The organism is Roseomonas sp. 18066 (assembly GCF_902706185.1).
GTDB lineage: Bacteria > Pseudomonadota > Alphaproteobacteria > Acetobacterales > Acetobacteraceae > Pseudoroseomonas.
Genome location: NZ_CACSJM010000195.1, coordinates 1 through 9,611, shown reverse-complemented (window position 1 = coordinate 9,611; position 9,611 = coordinate 1). Strand labels below are relative to the sequence as shown.

The 9,611-nt window shown below is 72.8% G+C and carries 9 protein-coding genes; 5 read left to right on the top strand and 4 right to left on the bottom strand.

Annotated features, from left to right (window positions below; all coding sequences use genetic code 11):
• On the bottom strand, positions 1–559 hold a 559-nt coding region (locus GVN67_RS26080), incomplete at its 3' end, for a GPP34 family phosphoprotein (protein ID WP_160000246.1).
• 10 nt (positions 560–569) lie between these two features.
• Positions 570–2,165, bottom strand: a complete 1,596-nt coding sequence (locus GVN67_RS26075) for a gamma-glutamyltransferase (RefSeq protein WP_160000245.1) — start codon at positions 2,163–2,165, stop codon at positions 570–572.
• A 231-nt stretch (positions 2,166–2,396) separates the two neighbouring features.
• Here GVN67_RS26075 and GVN67_RS26070 point away from each other — a divergent pair, with 231 nt between their 5' ends.
• The 3 genes from GVN67_RS26070 to GVN67_RS26060 are packed head-to-tail and all read left to right on the top strand — an operon-like array spanning position 2,397 to position 5,752.
• Entirely contained in the window at positions 2,397–4,559 is a 2,163-nt protein-coding gene (locus tag GVN67_RS26070) for a malate synthase G (protein ID WP_160000244.1), read from the top strand.
• Positions 4,560–4,562: 3 nt separating this feature from the next.
• Positions 4,563–5,090 carry a sigma-70 family RNA polymerase sigma factor gene (locus GVN67_RS26065; protein ID WP_160000243.1) on the top strand — a complete coding sequence of 176 codons (528 nt, stop codon included), beginning with the start codon at positions 4,563–4,565 and terminating at the stop codon, positions 5,088–5,090.
• Entirely contained in the window at positions 5,087–5,752 is a 666-nt protein-coding gene (locus GVN67_RS26060) for an anti-sigma factor domain-containing protein (RefSeq protein ID WP_160000242.1), read from the top strand. Before GVN67_RS26065 ends, GVN67_RS26060 begins: the two co-directional genes overlap by 4 nt.
• A gap of 51 nt (positions 5,753–5,803) precedes the next feature.
• On the opposite strand, the gene GVN67_RS26055 is transcribed toward GVN67_RS26060, so the two are convergent.
• Positions 5,804–7,084 (bottom strand): DEAD/DEAH box helicase, encoded by a 1,281-nt coding sequence (locus GVN67_RS26055; RefSeq protein ID WP_160000241.1) that lies wholly within the window; start codon positions 7,082–7,084, stop codon positions 5,804–5,806.
• A 223-nt stretch (positions 7,085–7,307) separates the two neighbouring features.
• Here GVN67_RS26055 and GVN67_RS26050 point away from each other — a divergent pair, with 223 nt between their 5' ends.
• Together GVN67_RS26050 and GVN67_RS26045 are read left to right on the top strand one after the other, a co-directional pair.
• Entirely contained in the window at positions 7,308–8,090 is a 783-nt protein-coding gene (locus GVN67_RS26050; protein WP_160000240.1) for a DUF4394 domain-containing protein, read from the top strand.
• A 202-nt stretch (positions 8,091–8,292) separates the two neighbouring features.
• Positions 8,293–8,691, top strand: a complete 399-nt coding sequence (locus tag GVN67_RS26045) for an MAPEG family protein (RefSeq protein WP_160000239.1) — start codon at positions 8,293–8,295, stop codon at positions 8,689–8,691.
• Here the strand turns inward: GVN67_RS26045 and GVN67_RS26040 are convergent.
• Positions 8,688–9,329 (bottom strand): GNAT family N-acetyltransferase, encoded by a 642-nt coding sequence (locus tag GVN67_RS26040; protein WP_160000238.1) that lies wholly within the window; start codon positions 9,327–9,329, stop codon positions 8,688–8,690. The two genes, GVN67_RS26045 and GVN67_RS26040, sit on opposite strands and share 4 nt — an antisense overlap.
• Positions 9,330–9,611 lie beyond the last annotated feature (282 nt).

Sequence of the window (9,611 nt, the reverse complement as noted above, 5' to 3'; positions counted from 1 at the left end):
CGGCCCGGGCCATCTCGTCCGCCGAGAGCAGCAGCGGGATCAGCCCGGTGATCCGGCATAGCCCGATCAGCATGGCATCCCGCGGCTCCGGGATCTCGTCGGCCAGGATCACGCCGCGCAGCCGGGCGCGCACCTCCTGCGTCGCGCGGTCGTCCAGCTTCGGATAGCGGTGGTCGGGGAAGACCCAGAAGACCCGCCCCTTCTCGCGCTTCAGGATGCCGCGGCCGACCAGCCGCTCCAGCCAGGCGGCGCGCAGCTTCGGCGCCTCCTTCGCCAGCGTCTCCATCCACCAGCGGCTGAGCTGCGGCGGCGCCTGCGCCCCGATCCGCGCCAGCAGCGCGTCCAGCGGCGCCTCGCCCAGCGGCGCGGCATCGGTCTGGTAGAGCTGGTCCGGGTCGCTGTCGATGCGCCCGGCCAGCGCCAGCTCCATCAGCATGGCGCCGGCCATGGCCAGGTCCGCCGCCACCCCGGCCGTGCCCACCGGGCGGCCGGTGGCGTCGTCCAGCGTCAGCAGCAGGATCTCCTCCGGCATGGTGACCGGCAGGCGGCCTTCGGTCATGGCCGCGCCCTCAATGCGCGGCGATGGCGGCCGAGCCCGGGGTCATCACGTCGCTGACGCCGGCGAAGCCCTCCCCCTCCTTCCGGATGAAGTTCGGGCAGGCGAAGTTCACCGGCAGCACGGCATGCTCGACCGTGGTCAGCCCGCCCTGCGCCTGCAGCGCCGCCAGCACGTCGACCGGCAGCCGGCGATCGGCCGTCGCCCCCTCGGCGCCCGAGACGTCGATGCGCGGGTGATGCGCCGCGGCCTCCGGGTCCATGCCGAAATCCAGGCTGAAGGCCAGCGCCTGGTAGACGGCGGCCAGGATCCGCCGGCCGCCCGAGGCGCCGCCGGCCAGGATCGGGCCGGAGGCATCGGCCACCGTCACCGGGCACATGTTGCAGAGCGGCCGCGCGCCGGGGCGGATCGCATTGGCCGAGCCAGGGCGCGGGTCGAACCACATCATACCGTTGTTCATCAGCACGCCGCTGCCCGGCAGCACCACGCGGCTGCCCATCGAGGACAGCAGCGTCGTGGTCATCGAGACCATGTTGCCCTCGGCATCGACGACCGTCAGATGCGTGGTGCAGGTCTCCGACGGCTCGGCGCCGACCAGCTCGGCGCCCGCGCCGAGGCCGGTCAGCCGCTCGGCATAGGCCTCCCGCATGGCCCGCGCCAGCGCGCTGAACCAGACGGCGTCGGGGGTGGCGCCGGGGTCCAGCCTGGCCATCTCGGCCACCACCTTGGCCAGCGTCGGCGCGGCGGTCAGGCCGCCGGCGCCCTGCAGGGTCAGCCCGCCGCGCCAGGGGATCGACAGCGCCGGCCGCACCACGGCCTTGCAGCCCTTGAGGTCGGCCTCGGAAATGCGCCCGCCCAGCGTCTTCATGTCGGCCAGGATCGAGGCCGCGACATCGCCCTCGTAGAAATCGCGCCAGCCGGCGGCCGCCAGCCGCTCCAGCGTCTCGGGCAGGCGACCCAGCGGGAAGAAGCCCGGCGACCCCTGGTAGGGGGCGACCGGCGGCAGCCCGTCCGGCAGGTAGATCCGCGCGCTCTCCGGATAGAGCCGCAGCACCTTGGCCGAATTGGCGATCTTCAGCGTGGTGTGCCAGTCCTGCGGCAGGCCCCGCTTCGCCAGCGCCACCGCCGGCGCCAGCAGCTCGGCCAGCGGCATGCCGGTGCCGAAGCGCTCCGCCATGGTGCCGTAGCCCGCGACCGAGGAGGGGATGACGAAGGACAGCGGCCCGTGGATGTTGCGGTCGCCCTCGACCTCCGGCCAGGAGAACAGGTCCTGCTTCATCTTGCCGGTCAGCGGATAATCCGCCGGGTCGCTGGCCGCCGGGGCGACGGGGCCGAAATCCAGCAGCTCCGCCGTCGGGCTGCCCGCCTTGTGGAACAGCGCGAAGCCGATGCCGCCGAGGCCCGAATTCCACGGCTCCATCGTCGCCAGCGCGAAAGCGGTCGCGACCGCCGCATCGGCCGCGTTGCCGCCCGCCTCCAGCACCGCGACCCCGGCCTCGGCCGCGGCCCGGCTCTGGCTGGCCACCATGCCCCGCTTGCCCCGCGCCACGGGCTTGGTCACCTGCCAGTGCTGGGTGGTGAAAACCGGGGGCTCGGTGGAAAGGGTCATGGGATGAGGTCTCTCGGCATCGTTCGGCGCGCAGCCTCGACCCGTTGCAGGCCAGGGGCAAGAAGGTCGGGGGAATGAATTCCCCCGAACCCCCTTCTTTTTTCTGATCAACGGCCGCCTCAAGGGCAGCGCCGGGTGGCAGGCGATACCCGGGCCAGACGGGCTGCCCCCTTCCCCCTCCCCACCGATGCAGGTTAACTCCGCCCGAAGGTTCAAACGCGGAGGAATGCCATGGTGACGATCGGGTCTTTGCAGGTGGCGCAGCCGCTGAAGGATTTCGTCGAGGCCGAGGCCCTGCCCGGCACCGGGGTCCAGCCTGCCGCCTTCTGGGAAGCCTATGCCGGCATCCTGGCCGATCTCGCCCCGCGCAACGCCGCCCTGCTCGCCGAGCGCGACACGCTGCAGGGCAAGATCGACGAATGGCACCGCGCGCATCCGGCGCGGCCCGTCGATGCCGCCCCCTACACGGCCTTCCTGCGCGACATCGGCTACCTGCTGCCCGACCCGGGCGCGGTCGCGGTGACCACCGACCATGTCGACCCCGAGATCGCCAGCATCGCCGGGCCCCAGCTGGTCGTGCCGGTGAACAACCCGCGCTATGCGCTGAACGCCGGCAATGCGCGCTGGGGCAGCCTCTATGACGCGCTCTACGGCACCGACGCCATCCCGCAGGAAGGGGCGCTCGCCGCCGGGAAGGGCTTCAACCGCGCCCGCGGCGAGAAGGTGATCGCCCGCGCCCGCGCCGTGCTCGACCAGGCGGCGCCGCTGCTGGGCGGGTCCTGGGCCGATGTTTCTTCTCTGGCTGTCGTCGGCGGCGTGCTGGTGGTCGGCCTGGCCGATGGCGGCGCCACGGCGCTGCGGGAGTCGGAGAAGTTCGTGGGCTTCCGCGGCGCGGCCGCGGCGCCGGAGGCCATCCTGCTGGCCAATCACGGGCTGCATCTGGAGCTGAAGCTCGATCGCGCCCATCCGATCGGCCAGCACGACCCGGCCGGCATCGCCGATGTCGTGCTCGAATCCGCCGTCTCCACCATCATGGATTGCGAGGATTCCGTCGCCGCCGTGGATGCCGAGGACAAGGTCGAGGTCTATCGCGCCTGGCTCGGCCTGATGAAGGGCGACCTGGAGGCGAAGCTGGAGAAGGACGGCCGGGTCATCACCCGCCGGCTGAACCCGGACCGCGACTACGCCACGCCGTCGGGCGGCACGCTGACCCTGCATGGCCGCAGCCTGATGCTGGTGCGCAATGTCGGCCACCACATGATGACCGACGCGGTCACCGTCGACGGCGCCGAGACGCCGGAGACCATCCTGGACGCGCTGGTCACCGTCGCCATCGCGCTGCACGACATCCGCGGCAAGCGGCTGAACTCGCGCGCTGGCTCGGTCTATATCGTCAAGCCGAAGATGCACGGGCCGAAGGAAGTGGCCTGGGCCAACGAGCTCTTCGGCCGCATCGAGGCGGCCTTCGGCCTGCCCGCCAACACGCTGAAGATGGGCATCATGGACGAGGAGCGCCGCACCACGGTGAACCTCCGCGCCTGCATCGGCGCGGCCTCCGGGCGGGTGGCCTTCATCAACACCGGCTTCCTCGACCGCACCGGCGACGAGATCCACACGGCGATGGAGGCCGGCCCCGTCCTGCGCAAGGGCGACATGAAGGGCGCCGCCTGGATCCGCGCCTATGAGGACTGGAACGTCGACACCGGCCTGGCCTGCGGGCTGCGCGGCAAATCGCAGATCGGCAAGGGCATGTGGGCCATGCCGGACCGGATGGCCGACATGCTGGCGCAGAAGATCGGCCACCCCAGGGCCGGCGCCAACACCGCCTGGGTGCCCTCGCCCACCGCGGCGACGCTGCACGCGATGCATTACCACGAGGTCGATGTCGCGGCCCGGCAGGAGGCGCTTCTGGCGGGTGGTGCGCGCGCGGAACTGAAGGACATCCTGACCATCCCGCTGTCGACCTCGAACTGGGCGCCGGCCGATGTGCAGGCGGAGCTCGACAACAACGCGCAAGGCATCCTCGGCTATGTCGTGCGCTGGATCGACCAGGGCGTCGGCTGCTCCAAGGTGCCGGACATCAACGATGTCGGGCTGATGGAGGACCGGGCGACCTTGCGCATCTCCGCCCAGCACATCGCCAACTGGCTGCGCCACGGCGTGGTCACCAAGCACCAGGTGACCGACACGCTGCGCCGCATGGCCGCCGTGGTCGACCAGCAGAATGCCGGCGACGCCGCCTATCGCGCGATGGCGCCCGGCTATGACGGCGCCGCCTGGAGGGCCGCCTGCGACCTGGTCTTCGAGGGCGCGACGCAGCCCAACGGCTATACCGAGTTCGTCCTGCACCGCCGCCGCCGGGAAGCGAAGCGCGAAGCAGGGACGGCGGGCTGAGCCATGGACATCGCCGCGCAGCTCGCGGCCATCGCCGGCGGCGACCGCGCGGCGCTGCGCGGGCTCTACGACAGCGAGGCGCCGCGGCTGTTCGGCATCGCCCTCGCTTTGCTGCGCGACCGCGACCGCGCGGCCGACGCGCTGCATGACGGGTTTCTCAATATCGCCCGCCGGGCCGGGCAGTTCGACGCCTCGCGCGGCGCGGCGGCGGCCTGGACCGGGGCGGTGGTGCGGCATGCCGCGCTGGACATCGCCCGCCGCCAGGGGCGCGAGATCCCGTCCGACGACCCGGCGCTGGGCGATATCCCGGTCGAGGCCGAGGCGCTGACCCAGGTCGCCGCCGCCGATGACGGCCGCCGCCTGCGCGACTGCCTGCTGGCGCTGGAGGAAAGCCGCCGCCGCGGCATCCTGCTGGCCTTCGTCCACGGCCTGTCGCACGCCCAGATCGCGGCGAAGCTGGACCTGCCGCTGGGCACGGTGAAGGCCTGGATCCGCCGCGGCCTGGCGCAGCTGCGGGGGTGCCTGGCATGACCCCCGACGAGATCGAGGAGCTGGCCGGCGAATACGTGCTCGGCACGCTGGAGGCCGGCGCCGCCCGCGCGGTCGCCGCCGATCCCGACCCGGCGCTGCAGGCCGCCATCGCCCGCTGGGAAGCCCGCCTGGCGCCGCTGTCTTCCCTGGCCCCGCCGGCGACACCCCCCGCCGGCCTGTGGTCGCGGATCGAGGCGTCGCTCGCCGCCCCCGTGGTGGTGCCGTTGCACCGGGCAAAAAACTGGATATGGCCGGCCTGGGCGGCGGGGGCCTCGGCCATCGCCGCCGGGCTGGCGCTGTTCCTCTGGCTGCAGCCCACGCCCGCGCCGCAGCTGATGACCGTGCTGCTGTCGCGGCAGGACCAGCCGGCCTGGCTGGTGCAGGCCGAGGGCGGCGGGCTGCGGCTCGCCGCGCTCAACCCGCAGCCGGCGCCGGAAGGCCGCGTGCTGCAGCTCTGGGCCCTGCCGCAGGGGGCGACGGCGCCGGTCTCGCTCGGGCTGATCCCGCCCTCCGGCGCGGTCAGCATCGCCGCCGGCCGCGTGGCGCCCAGCCCGGGCATGCTGATCGAGATCACGCTGGAACCGCCGGGCGGCTCGCCCAACCCGCGGCCGAGCGGGCCGATCCTGTTCATCGGCCGGCTGGCGGCGGCGGTGGGCAGCTAGCACAGGCTGGCCGGGCCGCGCATCACGCGGCCCGGCAGCGGTTGGCGGGGCTCAGGCCGCCTTGGCCGAGGCCCGGGCGGCCAGCTTCTCTTCCTCGGTCCAGATCTTCCGCTCGCGCTTGAGCTGCGGCTTGATCTCCTTGACCGGGCCGCCGCCCAGCACCGGCGGGCGCATCGTCGAGTTGCGCGCCGCTTCCGAATGCCAGGCATGGTCGGCCTGCACGGTCAGGGCGCGGCCGATGTCGCGCTCCACGTCGCGCAGCCAGGCGCGCTGCTCGGCATCGCACAGGGTGATGGCGAAGCCGCTGCGCCCGGCGCGGCCGGTGCGGCCGATGCGGTGGACATAGCTTTCCGCCACCGCCGGCAGGTCGTGGTTGAAGACATGCGTCACGGTGTCGACGTCGATGCCGCGGGCGGCGATGTCGGTCGCCACCAGCACCTGCACGCTGCCGGCGCGGAAGGCGTCCAGCGCGCGTTCCCGCTGGCCCTGGGACTTGTTGCCGTGCAGCGCCTCGGCGGTGATGCCCGCCTCGGTGATGAAGGCGCAGACCTCGTTGGCGATGTTCTTCTGCAGGGTGAAGACCACGGCCTGGCCGATGCCCGGCGTCGCCAGCAGCGACAGCAGTGCCGCCTTCTTGTCGGCGGCGTCGACGAACATCACCGACTGCTCGATGCGGTCGACGGTGGTCGAGGGCGGCGCGATCTCGACCTTGGCCGGGTCGCGCAGCAGGCTCTCGGCCAGCGCCGCGATCGACTTCGGCATGGTCGCCGAGAACAGCAGCGTGTGGCGGTCGCGCGGCAGGGTGGCGACGATCCGCTCGATCGGCTTGGCGAAGCCCATGTCGAGCATCTGGTCGGCCTCGTCCAGCACCAGCGCCTCCAGCTGCGACAGGTCGCACAGCCCCTGGCCGATCAGGTCCAGCAGCCGGCCCGGGGCGGCGACGATGATGTCGACGCCCTCGCGCAGCGCATTGACCTGGTGGAACTGGCTGACGCCGCCGAAGATGGTGGCGACGCTCGGCGCCTGGTGCCGGCCAAATTGAGAGAAACCGTCGGCGATCTGCGAGACCAGCTCGCGCGTCGGCGCCAGCACCAGCACCCGGGCGCCGCCCTTGGGCGCGGGGCGCGGATCGGCGGCCAGCCGGTGCAGCAGCGGCAGCGCGAAGGCGGCGGTCTTGCCGGTGCCGGTCTGCGCCATGCCCAGCAGGTCGCGCCCCTCGAGCAGCAGCGGGATCGACTGCGCCTGGATCGGCGTCGGGCGGGCATAGCCGGCCTCGTCGAGGGCGCGCAGCAGGGGGGCGGCGAGGCCGAGCTCGGCGAAGGTGATGGACATGGTCAGGCGGCGCCTCCGGCGCTGATCAGGGCTGCGCCGGTTCGGGCTTGGCAGGATTGGGGAGGCGGGCTTTTACCGAAAGATGCTGCACTGCGTCAACGCAAAGCTGAGGCCGCCCCGGCCGCCTGAAAAAAATCCGGCGCCGGCTGCGTCCAGCCGCCCTGCTGCTCCGTAAGGCGGATAATGGGGCATCCCGCCCCGGCTTGCGTCCAAGGAGCTTCCCATGTCCCTGCGACCCCTGCTGCTGGCGGCGACCGCCCTGCTCGGCCTCGGCGCCGCCCCGCTCAGCGCCGCCACCCTGCTGGGCCTGACCGCCGACAACCACCTGGTCAGCATCGACAGCGAGACCCGCCAGGCCGCCCGCCCGGTCGCCATCCGCGGCGTCGAGGGCAAGCTGCTGGGCATCGACCAGCGCCCGTCGGACGGCAAGCTCTATGGCGTCAGCGATGCCGGGCAGATCGTCACCATCGACCCGGCGACCGGCGCCGCCACCCAGGTCGCCCGCCTGTCGGAGCCCTTCGTCTCCGGCGGCCGCGCCGTGGTCGACTTCAACCCGATGGCCGACCGGCTGCGGCTGATGGGGCTGAGCGGCACCAGCTTCCGCATCCATCCCGACACCGGCGCCGTCACCCGCGACGGCTCGCTGAAGTACCAGGCCGGGCCGCTGGCCGAGACCACCCCGCGCATCGCCGCCGGCGCCTATACCAACAGCGTCAAGGGCGCCACGGCGACCCAGCTGTTCACCATCGACACGCTGCTGCGCCAGCTCAACCTGCAGGCGCCGCCGAATGACGGCGTGCAGCAGCCGAAGGGCGAGATCGCCGGCTCGCTGCCGCCGGGCGTCGCCTTCGACATCCTGACCGACGCGGCCGGCGCCAACACCGCCTTCCTGCTGGCCGGCGGCACGCTGCACAGCCTGTCGCTGGAGACCGGCCGCGCCACCGCCCTCGGCCCCGTCGCCCGGCTGCCGGCGGCGGAGGTGATCGACATCGCCACCTGGCGCTGATCGTTCTTCCATTCTCCCCGGCGCGCCGCGCCGGGGGGTCCACCCTGGCGCGTGCTGCCGCTTGGCCCTCCCTCGGCGGCGGCGGCGCCGGAAGCCGGTGGCGGGCGCCTTCCCGCCCGCCGCCGGCCTTTCTTTCCGCGCGCAACACCACGCCGCCTGGGGCATTCTCCCCCTGGCGCCGCCGCGCACAGGAAGACTGGCCATGACCATCGAGCTGACCCTGCTGGGCTGGAGCCTCGTCCTCGGGCTGGTCCAGGTGCTGCTGCCGGCGATGGCGCGCAACCGCGAGGCCGGCCTCGCCTACAATGCCGGCGCGCGAGACGCCCCGGCGCCGCCGCCGGGGCTGGTCACCGCCCGGCTGCAGCGCGCCCAGGCCAATCTGTTCGAGACGCTGCCGTTGTTCGCCGCCGCCATCCTGGTCGCCCATGTCGCCGGGCGGGAGGGCGCGCTGACCCAGCTCGGCGCCTGGGCCTTCCTGATCGGCCGGCTGGCGCATCTGCCGCTCTACGCCGCGGGCGTGCCCTGGCTGCGCAGCCTGGCCTGGACGGTGTCGCTGGCGGGGCTGATCGCGGTCTTCGTCGCGATCCTGCTTCCGGCCTAGCTCTCGGGGGTCGGCCGCTCGTCCAGCAGCTTCTGCATCAGCACGAGCTCCAGCCACTGGCCGAACTTGGCGCCGACCTGCGGCAGCCGGCCGACCTCGCGGAAGCCCAGGCGCGCATGCAGCCGCAGCGACGGCGCATTGCCGCTGTCGATCGAGGCCATCATCGCATGCCGCCCCTGCGCCCGCGCCTCGCGCAGCAGCGCCTCGACCAGCCGCCCGCCCAGGCCCTGGCCGCGCGCCGCGGGGCGCAGATGCACCGAATGCTCGGCGGTGTGGCGGAAGCCGGGGAAGCAGCCGCGGAAATCGCCGAAGCTGGCGAAGCCCAGCACGCTGCCATCCAGCGCCTCGGCCACCAGCACCGGATGGCCACGCTCCTGCCGCTGGGCCAGCCAGGTGGCGCGCTGCTCCAGCGTCTCCGGCAGGTCGGCATAGACGGCGGTGCTGCTCGCCACGATCTCGTTGAACAATTCCAGCATGCCGGCCAGGTGCTGCGGCCCCGCCGGGACGATGGCGGGCAGCAGCGGCGGCAGCGGCGTGGCGATCGGCACCAGGCCTTCGCGCAGCAGGTGCCCGGCGATCAGCCCTTCCGGCAGGCCGGCCGGGGCGGCGACCCCCTCCAGCGTGCTCAGCGGCGACATGCGCGGCCCCCCATTGGCGTCGGCACGGCGCGAAGAGCTGCGTGGATCGGCAACATGGGGCTGTCTCGGCTTGCGGCAGCACAACCTCGCATTGACGAGGCGTTTACGGAAATCACAGCCGCGAAAGCAGCCCTCCGCCAACGGCAAGGCTTCCGCTCCGAGACAAATCGCACAGGTTTTGAGGTTTCTCGCCGAAATCGGACCATTTCGGAACCATTCCCGATTCGCCACGACCCCGCCCGCTCGATTCGCGCCCGAGTCGATCCCGCCCTTTCTCTGATC

Bases quoted from the DNA above. Each gene is read 5' to 3' on its own strand.
- GVN67_RS26075 (WP_160000245.1), bottom strand. From the start codon at position 2,165: ATGACCCTTTCCACCGAGCCCCCGGTTTTCACCACCCAGCACTGGCAG.
- GVN67_RS26070 (WP_160000244.1), top strand. From the start codon at position 2,397: ATGGTGACGATCGGGTCTTTGCAGGTGGCGCAGCCGCTGAAGGATTTC.
- GVN67_RS26065 (WP_160000243.1), top strand. From the start codon at position 4,563: ATGGACATCGCCGCGCAGCTCGCGGCCATCGCCGGCGGCGACCGCGCG.
- GVN67_RS26060 (WP_160000242.1), top strand. From the start codon at position 5,087: ATGACCCCCGACGAGATCGAGGAGCTGGCCGGCGAATACGTGCTCGGC.
- GVN67_RS26055 (WP_160000241.1), bottom strand. From the start codon at position 7,084: ATGTCCATCACCTTCGCCGAGCTCGGCCTCGCCGCCCCCCTGCTGCGC.
- GVN67_RS26050 (WP_160000240.1), top strand. From the start codon at position 7,308: ATGTCCCTGCGACCCCTGCTGCTGGCGGCGACCGCCCTGCTCGGCCTC.
- GVN67_RS26045 (WP_160000239.1), top strand. From the start codon at position 8,293: ATGACCATCGAGCTGACCCTGCTGGGCTGGAGCCTCGTCCTCGGGCTG.
- GVN67_RS26040 (WP_160000238.1), bottom strand. From the start codon at position 9,329: ATGTCGCCGCTGAGCACGCTGGAGGGGGTCGCCGCCCCGGCCGGCCTG.